Source organism: Micromonospora sp. NPDC047762, from assembly GCF_043204655.1.
Taxonomy (GTDB): domain Bacteria; phylum Actinomycetota; class Actinomycetes; order Mycobacteriales; family Micromonosporaceae; genus Micromonospora.
Genome location: NZ_JBIDCQ010000002.1, coordinates 829680 through 844539, shown reverse-complemented (window position 1 = coordinate 844539; position 14860 = coordinate 829680). Strand labels below are relative to the sequence as shown.

Genomic DNA, 14860 nt, shown 5'->3' with positions numbered 1-14860 from the left:
TGAGTCGGATCAGCGCCCCCCGTGGGTGCCGCAGTGAAGCTAGCAACTTTTGATTGATTGCAGCAACTATTTACCTAGGGCAATTTCTGCCCCAAGGCCACGAACAATGGCCCAATATGGACATTAAGATTTGTCAGATCGGCGTCGAGTGACGCTCGCGCCGAACCGCGGTCCAGGTACACGACGGTGGGGCGGGCATCGTCAGATGCCCGCCCCACCGCTCGATCCTCATGTCAGCCGCGCAGCGGCCGGTCTGGTCAGCCGCGCAGCGGCGAGCCCACCTCGTGCAGGTGACCGAGTGCCTGCCGGTACGACTCGACGAGCCCGGTCTCGGCGTACGGGATGCCCTGCTCGACGCAGTACGCCCTGACGATCGGCTGGGCCCGGCGCAGGTTGGCGCGGGGCATGTTCGGGAAGAGGTGGTGCTCGATCTGGTAGTTCAGCCCACCCAACGCGGTGTCCACGAACCGGCTGCCCCGCACGTTGCGGGAGGTCAGCACCTGCTTACGCAGGAAGTCCAACTCGTCCTCGGCGGTCGGCATCGGCATGCCCTTGTGGTTCGGCGCGAACGCGCACCCCATGTAGAGACCCCACAGGGCCTGGTGCACGACGGCGAAGAGCAGCGCCTTGACCGGGGACATGACCGCCAGCAGCAGCGCGACATAGCCGACGGTGTGCGCGAGGAGCAGCGCCGCCTCGGCCGCCCGGTACCGCATCGGCACGGTGTACCCGCCGTTCGGCTCCCGGCCGACGATGGCCCGGATGCTCGCCACGTGCAGGTTCAGGCCCTCCAGCAGGAGCATCGGGAAGAAGAGGTACGCCTGCCGCTTGGCCATCCAGCGACCGATCCCACGGGTCTCCAGCGCCTGCTCGTGCGTCCACACCAGGGCGCCCGCGCCGACGTCCGGGTCCTCGTCCTCGTGGTTCGGGTTGGCGTGGTGCCGGTTGTGCTTGTCGACCCACCAGCCGTAGCTGAGCCCGACCGCCGCGTTGCCGGCGAACAGGCCCACCAGCTCGCTGGGGCGACGCCGACGGAACATCTGGCGGTGCCCGGCGTCGTGGCCGAGGAACGCGACCTGCGTGGTGGCCACCGCCATCAGGGCCGCGAGGGGAAGCTGCCACCAGGAGTCGCCGAGCAGGAACACGGCCACCCAGCCGGCCACGAAGGCACCGAGGGTGAGCACGATGCGGGTGACGTACCAGCCGGGGCGCCGCTCCAGCAGGCCCGCCTGGCTGATCCGTCGGGACAACTGTGCGTAGTCACTGCCTCGCCGTCGTACCGGCGGTTCCGCCACCGCTCCGAGCGCCATCGCTGCTCCCGTTCCTCTTGCGCCCGCGCCAGGGTGGTTCGGGCTTACTGTCAAGTCTCCCGATCGCGGTAGCGCTGAGTAACCCCGACAGCCCCCGAATGGGGGGTAGGGCAGGCCCTACCCCTACGGGTCCGGCTCAGCTCAGTCGGCCCACCGCGGCGCGCAGTCGAGCCAGGTCACGTCGACGCCGCTCGTAGGTGGCGGCGAGCCCGACCAGCGCCAGCCCGCCGATCCCCAGGTAGATCCACCGGGGCAGCAGATCCCACCCGCGGGCCAGCTCGTGCAGCGCCAGCAGCGTCAGCACCCCGCCGCCGAGCAGCACCGGCGCCTGCCACCGGCGGGTCGCGCCGGCCAGCACCGCGCCGGTCGCCGCCGCGCCGAGCAGCAGTCGCCGCCACGGCTGGGGGTCCGCCCCGGCCAGCACCGACACGAGGCTGGGCAGCAACGCCGCGACCAACCCCGGGCCGAGGGCCGGCCAGCTGATCAGCCCCGGCCGGGTGCGCAGCGCCAGCAGACCCGCTCCGACGGCGAGCGCCGCGGCCGGCAGTGTGTACGCCTCCAGCACTGTCACCCCACCGGCGGCCAGCAGCACCCAGGCCCCGAGCAACTCGCTGCCGGCGGCGATCCCGGCGAACGCCCACCGCCGGCCGGCCGGTTCCCCCCGGCGCAGCAGCCGCAGCGCGACGGCGGCACCCCAGAGCACGCAGATGGTGGCGAGGTGCCGCGCCGCCTCGACGGCGAGCACCGCCGCCACCAACGCGACGGCCTGCGCGGCGGCGTCCAGCACCCGTCCCAGCCGGACCCGCGCCGGGGTGACCGCCGCGGCGGCCAGCGCCAACGCGGCCACCCCCAGCAGTGGATACGAGGCAGCCCGCAGGGGCAGCCCACCGGCGAGGGGCGCGGTCGCCGCCAACGCGGACGCCGCGCCCACGGCGGCGAGACAGCCGGCGACCCGTACCTCGAACCGGCGCGCGTCGGCGGCGACCGCGACCGCCGCCACCAGCAGCGCCCCCTCGGCGGCAAGCGTCCCGGCCCGGGTGGCCAGCAGGCCGAGCACACCGGAGGCCACCAGCACCACGCCCACTGGCACGGCGACCGGTGTGAGCGCCGGGCGGGCGGCGGCCAGCGCGGTGAACAGCAGCACCGCCAGGCCGGCGAGCAGAACGGCCGCCGGCAGCACCGGCCACGGCGCGCCGATCGCGATGAGCAGGACCGGCAGCGCCGCCGCGACGAACGGCAGCGCGGCCGGCACCGGCAGGCCGACCCGCCGACCGGCCAGCGCACCGGCCACCGCCAGCACGACCAGCGCGAACCCGACCGGGAGCACCGTCGGGTCGGCGACGACGGTGGGCGCCCCCGACCACACCCGGTTCCAGCCGCCGTAGGGCGACCCGAGCGCGGTCAGCACTGTCGGCAGGGCCGCCAGGACGGCGACCACCGCCAGCGTTCCGCCGGCCGCCAGCAACAACGCCGACCGGGCCGAGCCGCGCCCGTCAACCGCCGGCCGCTCCCCGAGGGCCGCCTGGCCGGAGGCGCTCGCCGACGGCAGCCAGCCGGCGACGAACGCGACACCCAACGCGGCCAGCGCCGCGTACGGCGCGAGCGGTTCGTCACCCGCCGCGACCAGCGGCGCGAGGCCGGGCACGGTCACCGCGGCGACGGCGCCGGTCACCGCGTACCCGATCAGCTCCACCCGGTGGCGACGGACCGCAAGCGCCGCGACCAGCGACAACCCGGCGGCGGCCAGGGCGAGCCGGGCCTGCCACCAGGGCGGCCCGCCCACGGCGAACGTCGCCACCGCCGCGATCGGTGGCAGCGCGAGCTGCCCGACCAGCAGACCCGCGCCGGCCACCTCCCGGTACGCGCCGGGCCCCTGTCGGACGGCCAGCGCCAGCCCGACCACGGCGAGCACGCCGAGCGCCACCAGGGCACCGGCCGGGGCGGCCAGGGCGACCAGCAGCCCGTGCCCGAGCAGGACGGCACCGCCGAGCGCCCGCGAGCGCAGGGCGACCGGCGCGGTGGTCGGACGGGCCAGTACGGCGAACAACAACGCGACCCCGCCGACCAGGTCGATGGCCACCACCTGAGGCCAGGAGGCCGTCCAGCCGGCGGGTACGGCGAACAGCACCGCCACCGCGCCGGTCGTGGCGAACACCGCCCGCGTGCTGGCCGGGAGCAGCAGCGCCGTGGCACCGATCGTCAGTGCCACCGCCGGTGCCAGCTGCCAACCCCAGCTCAGGTCCGGCCCCGTCCCGGCCCCGCCCCAGGCCGGCAACGACCGGCCGACGGCGGCGACCGCCAGCCCGACGGTGATCAACACGGTGACCTGCGCCGTGCCGGCCGCGACGAACAGCGCGCCGGCCCGCGGGCCGGTCCGCCAACCGCCGCCACCGTCCACCGCCCCCGGCAGGAACCGCACGGCGGCGGCCATCCCCAGCGCCACAGTCGCCGCCGCGAGCAGCAGCACTGACGGCCGCAGCTCCGCCACCGGACGCAGCAGGGCGGCGGCGAGCACCGGCACCAGCAGCCCTGCCGCCACCGCCCGCAGCGCCCGCCCCCCGACGAGCCAGGCCGCGCCGAACCCGGTCAGCGCGACCAGCAACAGCGGCACCCCGGCCAGCAGTGGCGAGCCCCCCGCCCGCCCACCGACCAGCGGCACCACCGCGCACGCCGAAGCGCCCACCAACGCGGCGACGTGACCGGCGCCGGCCAACACCCGGCCGACGAGCTGCGCCGCCCCTCCCCGGCCACGCAGCGCGGCCAGCACGGCCAGGTTCAGCGACGCCACCCCGAGCAGGACCAACGCCCACCCCGCCGCACCCAGCCCGGCCTCGGCGGCGAGCAGCGGCAACGCCGGCTGGGCGGCCACCAGGGCGGCGAACCAGGGCCCCGTCAACCCGCTCCACCGGCCGTACGCCACGGCGACCGCCGCGCTGGCCCCCCCGACCAGCGCGGCGTACCGGCTGCCCGGCCAGCCGGTCACGCCGGCCAGGTCCACCGACCAGGCCGCGTAACCGTCCAGCACCACCAGCAGCAACCCCACCGCGGCGAACGTCTCCGCCGTGCCGCGCAGCCCTCGGCGGACCGCCAGCAGCGGTACGCCCAGCGCGAGCGCGGTGAACGCCGCCAGAATCAACGCCCGGCCGGTGACCCCCACCGCCGCCCAGGCGACCGCGGTGAACACCACCGCCGCGGTGCCCAGCAGGAGTCCACCGAGGACGAAGAGCAGACCCTGGACCGTCCGGGTCGAGGTTTCCGCCGCACCCGGCCGCGAACCCGTCGCGACGCCGGGGCCGGGGCCGATGAACGGCGCCGGTCCGGCGGCAGGCACCGGGCGCGCCACGACCGAGGCCGCCAGCCCGGCGCGGACGACCGCGGCCAGTTCGGCTCGTCGCCCGGACACTGTCGACAGCCGTCCGGCCAGCTCGGTGTACGTGCGACGAGCCCGCTCCACCTGCGGCTCAAGCTCGGCGACCTCCCGGCTCAGCCGAACCACCTCGGCGGCGATCGGGTCGGGTGCGCGCCGGCAGCCGGAGCATCCGGCGCTCAGATCGGCCGGTGCGCCGCAGGCGGGGCAGGGGTAACGGGTGTCGTCCACCGGGTCATCATCGACAACGGACCGGGGCGGGACCCAGAGTGCGCGTACTCAGGATCGGGTGTGCTCGTACACCCAGGTGGCGTAGTCGGGGTTCCCGCTCTCCACCCTGGACACCAGGATCTCCGGCACCTCGTACGGGTGGCTGACCCGGATCTGGTCCAGCAACGCGGTGAGCCGATCCGGTGCGGTCTTGAACTGCACCGACCACTCGGTGCTCGTCTCCATTCCGGACCGCCACCAGTAGGTGCTGTCCACCTGACCACCCACCTGGGCGCAGGCGGCGAGCCTGCCGGCGACGGCCGCAGCCGCCAGCACGTCGGCGACCGAACGCGCGTCCACCACCGTTGTCACCACGCAGATCTCGTCCACGCCCGCACCCTACGCGGACATTTACCGATTAGCGGCGATCCAGGCATCAATCTGCGCCCACCAGTCGAAGAGCCAGTCGATGCGTTGCTGCCGTCCGGTCGGTACGTCCTCCGGCGGCACGGACCAGAACCGCATGACGATCCGCTTGTCCATCGGCAGTTCCCGCCACACGTCGGCGACGGTGAGCATCCGGTCCAGACCGGTGTGGGCGACGAAGATGACCCCGGCGTCGGGTGCGGCGTCCAGCGCGGCGAGCATCCCACCGGGCTGCGGGGCGAGCACGTGGCGCATCCGCTCGGCGCGCAGGGCCATCCGTTCCAGGCCGAGGGAGCGCAACCGGGCGATGGCGCGCAGCCGTCGCCGGGGGGTGAAGTTGCCGCCCTCGGGGAAGATCACGAACGCGTCGTTGTCGTCCAGGCCGGTGGCGAGGTGCCCGACCTGGCGTACCGTCTCCTCGCCGCGCTCCGGAGTCGGCGCGATGAACCGGTTGGGCAGCCGGTTGAGCAGCACGTCGATCGCCGGATCCCACTGGAGGCTGTCCTTGAGGACGATCCGAGGCTCCCGGTGGAACCAGTTGACCAGCCCGTGGATCAGGATGAACGAGTCGCCCGGCCCGGCGTGCCGACAGAGCACCAGCTCGGGCCGGCCGGGCAGCGCAGTGTCCGGGTCGGTGCCCACCACGTCGATGCTCAACCGCAGTGTCCAACGCGCCTGCCAGAACAGCACCCGCAGGAACCAGCCGGCCAACACGTAGTGCGCGCGCTGGAAGGCCGGCGACCGGGTCCGCCAGCCGAAACCGGAGACGACCCAGAGCACGAAGAGCGCGAGCAGCGCGGCTGCGTCCCAGACCAGGTAGAAGCAGCCGATCCAGAGCAGTCGCAGTGGACGCAACCGGCCCGGGACCAGCGGCGACGCGGCTGCGGCCAGCAGCGCCCAGATCGGCAACGTGGTGACCACGAGGAAGGCGAGCAGGACGACGGCGGGCGCGAACAGCAACCGACGCAGCCACCGTGGAGGTAACGGCATCAACGCTCCTGGTGGGCGGCGAGGTAGCGCCGGGAGGCCGTGTAGGCGCGACTGATCCGCCGTCCCACCGCCGCCATGTCCCGGTACGCCCACGGCGTGTCGTCGCGGGGGTTGAGCCCGCCGGTCGGCAGGACGTGCACCTCCACCCCCTCCGGCAGAGCCGCCAACTCCCGGAAGAAGCGGTGCCGGCGGGATATCTCGAATGCGACCTGCGCGATCTCCCACGGCCGACGGGGTGGAGTCAGCTCCCGTTCGATCCGACCGACCTGGAGGACGTAGATCCGGCGGGCGCCGACGGCCACCGCCTCGCCGATGGGGATGGAGTTGACAATCCCGCCGTCCACGTAGTGCGCGCCGTCGATCTCCATCGGCGGAAGCAGGCCCGGCACCGAGGCCGACGCCATCACCGCCGGCACCACCGGACCACTGTCGAACCAGTGCTCGGCGGCCCGCTCGATGTGGGCGGCGCAGCACCGGAACGGCACCCGCAGATCGGCGAAGGTGGTGTCCACCCCCAGCTCGGTCTCCAACAGGCGGCGCAGCGGCCGGGGCGAGTGCAGGTGGGTGCGGGCGGCGAAACGGCGCAGCTGCCGGGCGACCGAGTCGCCGTACACCTCGCTCGCCTCGGGTGAGGCCCAGAGCCGGACCAGCCGGTCGGTCACCGCCTCGGACGGGTCCGCGGCGACCAGCGCGCCGTTGACCGCGCCGATCGAGGTGCCGAGGACCATGTCGGGTTGGATGCCGGCCCGGAACAGGGCACGCAACATGCCGACCTCGACCGCGCCGAGCACTCCCCCGCCGCCGAGCACGAACGCCACCGGTCCCCCCGCCATGTCGTCCATCCTGGCACGGGCCCGCCGCCGACCGGTGGGCCGCCGTCGGCCGGCGGTCGGCGCACGGCAGGCACCGTCCGTCGACGGCCGGCGGCGACGGCGTTGACAGGCAGGACACATTCGCGCAACCTGATACCGCTCCCACCCCTGAGGCAGGTGCGATCCGTGAAGGCAGCGCTGCATCCGGGCCGATTGCTGGCTCGCAGATACCGACTTCTGGACCAGATCGGCGCCGGTGGCATGTCGGTCATCTGGCGTGCCCGGGACGAGGTACTGGACCGGGTGGTCGCGCTCAAGGTGCTCGCCCCGTCACTCGCCGCGGACGCGCGGTTCCGGGGAATGGTGCGCGAGGAGGCACGGGCCGCCGCCCAGTTGGTGCACCCGCACCTGACCTCCGTGCACGACTACGGCGAGACGGTCGACCCGGACGGCTCGATCACCTCGTTCGTGGTGATGGAGCTGCTCAGCGGCGAGGAGTTGAAGCTTCGGCTCACCGAGGGGCCGCTGCCGTGGACCGAGGCGGTCCAGGTGGGGGCGCAGGTGGCGGACGCCCTGGCGGCCGCGCACCGGCTCGGCATCGTGCACCGGGACATCACCCCGGCCAACGTGATGATGACCGGGACGGGCGTCAAGGTGCTCGACTTCGGCATCGCCACCCGGATCGGCGCGCCCGACGAGGACGAGGACGGCGAGACCTTCGGCACCCCGGCGTACGTCGCCCCGGAACGTCTCGACGGCGCGCCGGCCCAGCCGTCCACCGACGTGTACTCGCTCGGCGTGCTGCTGCACGAGGCGCTCACCGGCCGGGTCCCGTATCCGGCGGACACCTGGGAACAGCTCAGCGCCGCGCTGGCCAGTGGTCCGCCGCCGACGCTGGCCGATCTACCGGACCTGCCCGCGCCGGTGGTCGAGATCTGCCTGCGCAGCCTCGCCCGGAATCCGGCCGACCGACCCACCGCCCGGCAGGTCGCCACCGCGCTCCGCGACCATACGCTGCCCGCCGAGCCCCCGACGGCGACCATCCGGGTGCCCACCCAGCCCCTGCCACCGCAGTCGCCCACCGTCGCGACGGCCAGCGTCCCGGCGGCGGCGCGACTGGATGGAGCCGCCTCGGACGGCGGAGCCTCCTCCAACGCGGGCGAGCCGCCGACCGGGTCGAGCTGGTCGCGGCGGCGACTGGTGGTGCTGCTGGCGGTGCTGGCCGTCGGGGTGACAGTGGCCGGGGTGGCGCTGTTGCCCGAACAGCAGCCGACCCGCCGGGCACAGCCCTCCGCCGGGCCGGTGACGACCCCGTCGACCGACCCGCCGACCCCCCAGCCGTCCACGCCGATCACGTCCACCCCGCCGACCCCGACGCCCTCGACGAAGCCGCCCACCTCGAACCCGGGCACCCTCACCGAGGTCGCGAGCCGGGTCGACGGGTTGATCGGCACCGGGCTGAGCGCCGGCGAGATCCGCGACGACGTGGCCCTCGACCTGCGCAACGAGCTGCGCAACCTGACCGTCGCGGTCAGCTCCGGCCGCGAAGAGCTGGCACCGCCGGTGGCCCGGCTGCGCGCCAAGGTCGCCGTCCGTCTCGGCGAGGGCGGCATCAGCCCGGCGTACGCCTCCCGGCTCGACGCCGCCATCGCCGAGCTGGGGGCGACCGGGGCCTGACCCGGCGACACCGGTGGGTCAGCGCACCGGCACCCGGGCCGGCTCACGGACGTCGTGCCGGCCGAGGGCGAAGCGCCGATAGACCTCGGCGTAGCCGCTCGCCATCCGCTCGGCCGAGAAGTTCCGGGCCACGTGCGCCACGCACTCCTCCGGGTCGAGTCGCTCCGCCGCGAGCAACGCCGCGGGTAGCTCCTCCGACCGCTCGACGACGAGCCCGGTCAGCCCCGGCCGCACCAGCTCCGGCACCGCACCCCGGTTGAGCGCCACCACCGGCGTGCCGGTGGCCATCGCCTCCAGCATCACCATGCCGAACGGCTCGTCCCACTGGATCGGCATGATCAGGCACCGCGCGTCGACGAGCATCCGCAGCGTCGTCGCGCGGTCCGCGTTGAGCACCACTGTCACGTCGTCGTCGACCATCGGCGCGACGACCTGCTCGTAGTAGCGGCGCTCGGCCGGCTCGTTGCACTTGCCGGCCAACAGCAGCGGCAGTCCGGCCGCCCGGCACGCCCGAATGGCGGTGTCCGGGCCCTTGTCCGGACTGAACCGGGCCAACCACAGCACCGGCCCCGCGCCGGGCGTGTGCTTGCGCGGGAAACCGCGGATGTCGAGCGCGTTGTGCACGGTGCCGGCCCAGGGCAGGTTCGGGTTCAGCCGGCGCTGGGCGTGCGAGATGGCCACCAGTGCCACGCCCGCGTCGATGTCGCTCAGCACGTCGCCGTACTCCCCCACGGGGTTGCCGTGCACTGTCGCGACCGTCGGCACGGCCCGACGGCCGGCGACCAGCGGACCGATAGTGGTGTGGTCGTGGATCACGTCGAAGTCGGCCGGGCTGATCAGCCGATTCACCCGGGCCAGGTGTGCCAGCTCGGGCAGTGACTCGCCGAGCCGCTCGTACTGGACCTCGGCCACTGTGGAGACGAAGCCGTCGGCCGCTGTGCCGTGGTCATCTCCGGCGCCGAACAGGGTCACCGAGTGCCCCTGCCCGCAGAGCGCGTCGACCAGGGCGGCGACGACCTGTTCAAGGCCGCCGTAGCCGGGCGGCGGAACTGACAACCACGGCGGAACCACCATCGCGATGCGCAACGACCGCTCCTCGGGGCGTCCCGCAGGCGGGTGGTTCACGGCCACGAGTCCTCCCCGTTGCTCCCCGGTACGGCGGCGCCGCTGGTCGGCGGCGGTTTCCCGGTGGCGTCCGAGGTAAACCGGACATGGCGGACGACGATCACCCGCCCACCAGGAGCTGGTCGTGGACCACCCGCACCCCGGGCGCGGACCACGCCACCCGTTCGACCTGGTCGCGTTCCCACCAGGAACGGACCACCCCGGCGAGGACCAGCGTGTCGCCGTCCACCTCGACGGTCACCCGCTCGCCGCCGAGCGTGCGCAGCAGCGCCCGCTGGACGTCCCGCCGCAGCCGCTCGGCGTCCGGTGGCGCCGAGGGTCGTACCTCGATCAGGTTGGTGATTCCCCGCACGCCGTCGAGCCGGCGCACCTCACCCTCGGCGGCCCGCCGCTGCCACCCGAACTCGACCTCGCCGCGCAGCATCAGCCAGCCGTTGGCCACTGTCACGTCCAGCCGTTCGGCGGGCACGAAGCTGTCCCACTCCAGGGCGCGGGTGGCGGCGTCGGCGATCTCGGCGTCGGTACGCCCCGGGGTGCCGGGCAGCCGCACCTCCATCTCGTCGGCCACCGCCCGTACGCCGCGAACCCGCTGTGCGCACCGGGTCGCCGCCCAGCCGCGAGCGGCACCGTCCACGAACCCGGTCAGGGTGACCACGCCCTGGTCGACTGTCACCCCGATCTCGTTCGGTTGCAGTTGGGGGTCCCAGGCCAGCTCGGCCAGGACGTCGCGTTGGATCCGCTGGTCCTCGCGGACACCCACCACCTCGGTCATGGCACTCCACCCCCGGTTCCGGTCGTCGCCCTGCGAACCTGCCGGGCGGACGGGTGACGGCGGTTCACCCGATCCGGGTGAACCGCTGTCCGGGCGTAAAGAAGCGGCGGGTGACGGAGCCGACCCCCTCGGCCCCGTCACCCGCCGCCGGAGGGAGGAAGCAGGTTCAGTAACTGGTCAGGACGTCTCGGCGAGCGTCACGGTCGCCGACTTCTCGACACCGTTGCGCTTGAACTGCACCTCGACCCGGTCGCCGACCTTGCCGGCCTGCACCGCGCCGACCAGGTCGTCCGAGTCGTTGACGGGCTTGTCGCCGAACCGGGTGACGACGTCGCCGCGCTGGAGGCCGGCCTTCTCCGCCGGGCTGCCCGGGGTGACCGACGCGACAAGGGCGCCGCCGCCCTCGGCCGGGTTGACGCCGACTCCGAGCGACGGGTGGCTGACCTTCTCGCCACGCTGGAGCTTGCCCGCGACGTCCTTGGCCTTGTTGCTGGGGATGGCGAACCCGACACCGATGTTGCCGGTGCTCTGCCCGGAGGTCGCGATGGCGGTGTTGACGCCGATCACCTCGCCCCGGGTGTTGACCAGCGCGCCGCCGGAGTTGCCGGGGTTGATCGGGGCGTCCGTCTGGAGCAGGCCGGAGATCGAGGAGACCGCCTGGCCCTGCTGCTGGGTCGGGTCCTGCGGCTGACCCTCACCGGCCCGGATGGTGCGGTCCCGGGCGCTGAGGATGCCGGAGGTCACCGAGCCCTGCAGACCGAGCGGGCTGCCCAGGGCGAGCACCTGGTCGCCGACCTGCATGGCGTCGCTGTCGCCGAACTTGGCCGGCTTGAGGTCGCTCACCCCGTTGGCCTTCACCACGGCCAGGTCGGTCTTCGGGTCGGTGCCGATGATCTTCGCGTCGGCGGTCGTGCCGTCGGCGAAGACCACCCGCACGGCGTCGCCGGCGGCGGACGCGACCACGTGGTTGTTGGTCAGCACGTACCCGTCGGCGCTGAGCACCACCCCGGAGCCCTCACCGCTGCCGGTGGTGATCGAGACGACGCTGTCCTGCACCGACGCGGCGATCTTCGGCAGGTCCGCGCCATTGATCACGGGAGCCGCGGAGTAGGTGCGGGTGATGCCGCCGCCGTCGCCGTCGAGGGCGAGGGCGAGCGCACCACCGGCGACACCGGAACCGAGCATCAGGGCGAACACCGCGACGCCGGCACCGGCGAACTTGGCGATTCGACCCGGCCGGGGGCCGCTGCCGGGCGGCGCGACCTGCGGGCCCCACGGCGGGACCGGCTGGCCCGGGTGCTGTCCGGGGTGCTGGGCGTGCTGGGCGTGCTGCCCGGGGTGCTGCGGGTGCTGCCCGGGGTGCTGCTGGTGCTGGGCGTACGGCATGCCCGGCTGGCCCCCGCCGGCCCAGCCGGACTGCTGGCCCTGGTACCAGGGGGCACCGGGGTAGTGGCCGGCCGGCTGCGGGTAGCCGGGCTGGCCGGGCGCCGGGTGACCGGAGACCGGGTACGGCGGTGCGGACGGCGTGGCGGCCGGGCGCTCGTAGCCGGTCGACGGCTCGTACCCGGTCGGCTGGCCGGCGGGCACGGCGTACCCGGCCGGGGTGGCGGCGGTGGTCTCCGCGTCACCGGTGGTGGAGGCGACCGTCGGGTCGCCGCCGGTCGAGACGACCGGTACGGGAGTGGTCGGGGAGTCGGACTGCACACGCTCGTCGCGCGGCAGCTCGGCGGTGGGGTGCGACGGCTCGGCGTCGGTGGGGGCCGGCCGGCGCTGCGGGTCGGACTCGAACTCGGTCATGGGACTACCTTCTCCCTCCGCACTGCAATCAACCTGGAACCGTCCTGGAAGTTGGCTGAAAGTCACTCCCCCGCGCTGTCGGCCTGCGCCAGCAGCGGCAGCCGCACCCGGAAGGTGGCCCCGCCGCCGGGCGTCTCGGCCACCTCGACCAAACCGTGGTGGGCGGCGACCAGCGCCGCCACGATGGCCAGGCCAAGGCCGGTCCCGGTGTTGCCGTCGGCTCGTCGGGTACGGGCCGCGTCGGCCCGGTAGAACCGTTCAAAGACGCGTTCGGCCTGCTCGGCCGAGAGACCGGGGCCGGTGTCGACCACCTCCACGACGGCGAAGCCCCCGGGTTCGGCGCGCAGCCGTACCCGGACCTCAGCCTCCGGTGGGGTGTGCGTGAGCGCGTTGGTGACCAGGTTGCCGATCACCTGCCGCAGCCGCGCGTCGTCGGCGGAGACGACGAGCGGGCCCGATTCGGGAGCGATCTCCAACTCGATCCGCCGCTCCGGTGCCATCGCCCGCGCGGCCTGCACCGCGTCGGAGGCGAGCACCGGCAGCTCCACCGGGGTCAGCGAGAGCGGCCGTTCCATGTCCAACCGGGCGAGCAGCAGCAGGTCCTCCACCAGCAGACCCATCCGGGACGCCTCGTCCTCGATCCGGCGCAACAGGCCGGCGGTCTGTTCCGGCTCACGGGCCGCACCCTGCCGGTACAGCTCGGCGAAGCCGCGGATCGTGGTGAGCGGAGTCCGCAGCTCGTGCGAGGCGTCGGCGACGAACTGCCGCATCCGTTCTTCGGAGCGGATGGCCCGCGCCTCGGACGCCTGAGCTGCGGCGGCGGCATCCCGGGCGGCGCTCTCCGCCCATCGGGCCGAGGTCTCCGACGCGGCCCGGGCGGTGAACGCCGCCTCGATCTGGGTGAGCATCGCGTTCAGCGCGCGCGACAGCCGGCCCAGTTCCGAGGTTGGCTCGGCCTGACCCTCCTCCGGGTCGGGCACCCGGCGGGTCAGGTCACCGCCGGCGATCGCGGCGGCGGTCTGTTCGATCTCGACGAGGGGCTTGAGGCTGGTCCGGACGATCGCGGCGCCGACCGAGGCCAGCATGATCAGCACTGCGCCACCGACCAGGAGGTCTATCCAGACGAGCTGCTTCACCGCCCGGTCCACCTCGGTCAGCGGCTGACCCACGGCCAGCACCGAGCCGTCCGGTTGGGGGGCGTAGTACACCCGCCAGCGGGTGAGGCGATCGTGTGAGATGACGGTGCGCGGCTCGCCCTCCGCCGCCTCGAAGTCCTTGCGGGTGGCGGGAAACGTGGGCAGCTGGGCGGGGTAGAAGGTGCGCGTGTCGTACTGGGGGTCGTACACCTGCCGCTCGTCGGCCACGATCACGACGTAGTCGCTGGGCAGCATCGCGCCGACCTCACCGCTGCGCAGCTTCTGAAGAAACTGGCCGAGGCCCTGGGCGGTCGACCGGACCTGCCCGTCGACCTGGCCCTCCAGGTAGTTGCGGAGGAAGTACGCGGTCAACGAGCTGATCACCAGAAGCGCGACGGCGACCAGCGCGAGCACCGAGGCGACCAGCTTCACCCGCAGCGGAACGCTTCGCACCCGCCCCTTCGCCTGCTGGACAGCGTTCACGCCGCCGGCTTGCGCAGGACGTACCCGACCCCGCGAAGAGTGTGGATCAGCCGGGGTTGGGTGGTGTCGACCTTGCGCCGCAGGTACGAGATGTAGGACTCGACGATGTTGTCGTCGCCACGGAAGTCGTAGTTCCAGACGTGGTCGAGAATCTGCGCCTTGGACAGCACCCGGTTGGCGTTGAGCATCAGGTACCGCAGCAGCTTGAACTCGGTCGGCGAGAGCTGCACCCGCTGGCCGGCCCGGTGCACCTCGTGGGTCTCCTCGTCCAGCTCCAGGTCGGCGAAGGTGAGCCGGGACGGGGCCTGCTCGCCGGTGGTGGTGCGACGCAGCACGGCGCGGATCCGGGCGGTCAGCTCCTCCAGGCTGAACGGCTTCGTGACGTAGTCGTCGCCACCCAGGGTCAGCCCACGGATCTTGTCGTCGGTGGCGTCCCGGGCGGTCAGGAACACCACGGGGGTACGCGTGCCGCCCTCGCGGAGCATCCGGATGACCTCGAAACCGTCGAGGTCGGGGAGCATCACGTCGAGTACCACCAGGTCGGGCCGGTGGTCCTTGGCGGCGTTGAGCGCCGCGCTTCCACTTGTCGCGGTGGCCACGTCGAAGCCCGCGAACCGCAGGCTCGCGGAGAGCAGTTCGAGGATGTTGGGGTCGTCCTCGACGACAAGCAGTCGCGCCTCGGTCTGGGTAGCGGGCATGCGCCCATCATCGGTGACGTCACTGCGCCACCGCTGGACGCTTCCTGCAAAAAGGCT

The 14860-nt window shown here is 73.6% G+C and carries 11 protein-coding genes; 1 reads left to right on the top strand and 10 read right to left on the bottom strand.

Features of this window, described 5'->3' with window-relative positions; translation table 11 throughout:
* Window positions 1–257: 257 nt before the first annotated feature.
* The 5 genes from ACGF3C_RS09510 to ACGF3C_RS09490 all read right to left on the bottom strand — a co-directional run bounded on the left by ACGF3C_RS09510 (window position 258) and on the right by ACGF3C_RS09490 (window position 7136).
* A complete protein-coding gene (locus tag ACGF3C_RS09510) occupies window positions 258–1310 on the bottom strand; it encodes an acyl-CoA desaturase (RefSeq protein ID WP_357235658.1) in 1053 nt (350 codons plus the stop codon).
* A 136-nt stretch (window positions 1311–1446) separates the two neighbouring features.
* Window positions 1447–4908 carry an SCO7613 C-terminal domain-containing membrane protein gene (locus ACGF3C_RS09505; RefSeq protein ID WP_393220340.1) on the bottom strand — a complete coding sequence of 1154 codons (3462 nt, stop codon included), beginning with the start codon at window positions 4906–4908 and terminating at the stop codon, window positions 1447–1449.
* A 48-nt stretch (window positions 4909–4956) separates the two neighbouring features.
* Window positions 4957–5277, bottom strand: a complete 321-nt coding sequence (gene cutA, locus ACGF3C_RS09500) for a divalent-cation tolerance protein CutA (protein ID WP_091406014.1) — start codon at window positions 5275–5277, stop codon at window positions 4957–4959.
* A 21-nt stretch (window positions 5278–5298) separates the two neighbouring features.
* Window positions 5299–6303, bottom strand: a complete 1005-nt coding sequence (locus tag ACGF3C_RS09495; RefSeq protein WP_355008124.1) for a 1-acyl-sn-glycerol-3-phosphate acyltransferase — start codon at window positions 6301–6303, stop codon at window positions 5299–5301.
* The gene (locus ACGF3C_RS09490; protein WP_355008125.1) at window positions 6303–7136 is read right to left on the bottom strand and encodes a patatin-like phospholipase family protein; all 834 of its coding nucleotides are present in this window, start codon (window positions 7134–7136) and stop codon (window positions 6303–6305) included. The genes ACGF3C_RS09495 and ACGF3C_RS09490 overlap by 1 nt, the downstream gene beginning before the upstream one ends.
* A 165-nt stretch (window positions 7137–7301) precedes the next feature.
* On the opposite strand from ACGF3C_RS09490, the gene ACGF3C_RS09485 reads away from it, so the two are divergent.
* Window positions 7302–8792 carry a serine/threonine-protein kinase gene (locus ACGF3C_RS09485; protein ID WP_393220335.1) on the top strand — a complete coding sequence of 497 codons (1491 nt, stop codon included), beginning with the start codon at window positions 7302–7304 and terminating at the stop codon, window positions 8790–8792.
* Between the two features lie 18 nt (window positions 8793–8810).
* Here ACGF3C_RS09485 and ACGF3C_RS09480 read toward each other — a convergent pair whose 3' ends face one another.
* The 5 genes from ACGF3C_RS09480 to ACGF3C_RS09460 all read right to left on the bottom strand — a co-directional run bounded on the left by ACGF3C_RS09480 (window position 8811) and on the right by ACGF3C_RS09460 (window position 14803).
* Window positions 8811–9866 carry a glycosyltransferase family 4 protein gene (locus ACGF3C_RS09480; RefSeq protein ID WP_357229574.1) on the bottom strand — a complete coding sequence of 352 codons (1056 nt, stop codon included), beginning with the start codon at window positions 9864–9866 and terminating at the stop codon, window positions 8811–8813.
* 151 nt (window positions 9867–10017) lie between these two features.
* Window positions 10018–10689 carry a BON domain-containing protein gene (locus tag ACGF3C_RS09475; RefSeq protein ID WP_357229568.1) on the bottom strand — a complete coding sequence of 224 codons (672 nt, stop codon included), beginning with the start codon at window positions 10687–10689 and terminating at the stop codon, window positions 10018–10020.
* 177 nt (window positions 10690–10866) lie between these two features.
* Window positions 10867–12486, bottom strand: a complete 1620-nt coding sequence (locus tag ACGF3C_RS09470; protein ID WP_393220331.1) for a trypsin-like peptidase domain-containing protein — start codon at window positions 12484–12486, stop codon at window positions 10867–10869.
* 62 nt (window positions 12487–12548) lie between these two features.
* A complete protein-coding gene (locus ACGF3C_RS09465) occupies window positions 12549–14105 on the bottom strand; it encodes a sensor histidine kinase (protein WP_393220329.1) in 1557 nt (518 codons plus the stop codon).
* On the bottom strand, window positions 14102–14803 hold the full coding sequence (locus tag ACGF3C_RS09460; RefSeq protein WP_030336721.1) for a response regulator transcription factor: 702 nt from the start codon (window positions 14801–14803) through the stop codon (window positions 14102–14104). Before ACGF3C_RS09460 ends, ACGF3C_RS09465 begins: the two co-directional genes overlap by 4 nt.
* Between the last annotated feature and the right edge of the window lie 57 nt (window positions 14804–14860).

Coding starts and splice junctions, on each gene's coding strand:
- ACGF3C_RS09480 (WP_357229574.1), bottom strand. CDS start 9,866: ATGGTGGTTCCGCCGTGGTTGTCAGTTCCGCCGCCCGGCTACGGCGGC.
- ACGF3C_RS09475 (WP_357229568.1), bottom strand. CDS start 10,689: ATGACCGAGGTGGTGGGTGTCCGCGAGGACCAGCGGATCCAACGCGAC.
- ACGF3C_RS09460 (WP_030336721.1), bottom strand. CDS start 14,803: ATGCCCGCTACCCAGACCGAGGCGCGACTGCTTGTCGTCGAGGACGAC.
- ACGF3C_RS09490 (WP_355008125.1), bottom strand. CDS start 7,136: ATGGCGGGGGGACCGGTGGCGTTCGTGCTCGGCGGCGGGGGAGTGCTC.
- ACGF3C_RS09495 (WP_355008124.1), bottom strand. CDS start 6,303: ATGCCGTTACCTCCACGGTGGCTGCGTCGGTTGCTGTTCGCGCCCGCC.
- ACGF3C_RS09510 (WP_357235658.1), bottom strand. CDS start 1,310: ATGGCGCTCGGAGCGGTGGCGGAACCGCCGGTACGACGGCGAGGCAGT.
- ACGF3C_RS09470 (WP_393220331.1), bottom strand. CDS start 12,486: ATGACCGAGTTCGAGTCCGACCCGCAGCGCCGGCCGGCCCCCACCGAC.